This window comes from Streptomyces sp. SID12501, from assembly GCF_010550245.1.
Taxonomy (GTDB): Bacteria; Actinomycetota; Actinomycetes; order Streptomycetales; family Streptomycetaceae; genus Streptomyces.
On sequence record NZ_JAAGLU010001030.1, the window covers coordinates 1 to 389 of the forward strand.

Below are 389 nucleotides of genomic sequence, written 5' to 3' on the forward strand. Positions count from 1 at the left end.
GAGGTTCCAGATCTGGAAGTCCGGCCTCAGCCACTCGGCCTCGTAGGCGATGAAGCGGGGCTGGTTGCCTGCGGCGGAGGGGTCGCCCTCCAGGTACATGCCGCCGTTGTTCGTGTCGATGCCGAACATGGCGCCCGCGTAGGTCCCGTAGTCGTCGCTGGAGTTGTAGACGACCACTTCGAGGCGGGTGTTGAGGTCGCCGGCCACCGGTCCTGCGTCACGGGCGATGTCATGGAAGAAGGCATCCTGGCCCGCCAGGCTGGTACAGGTGGAGGCGAGTTGGGCGGCGGACATCTCCTGGGCGCGGATGCGCAGGCTGCCGCTGCAGTCGTGCCGGACGGGCAGCGCGGCCCTGTCGAGGCGGTCGGGGAGGTCGCAGGTCGCGAAGT

1 protein-coding gene is annotated in these 389 nt (G+C 68.6%); it reads right to left on the reverse strand.

The window, feature by feature from the left end:
* Nucleotides 1-389, reverse strand: a 389-nt coding sequence (locus G3I71_RS49670) for a collagenase (RefSeq protein ID WP_203733280.1), incomplete at both ends; no start/stop codon positions are given.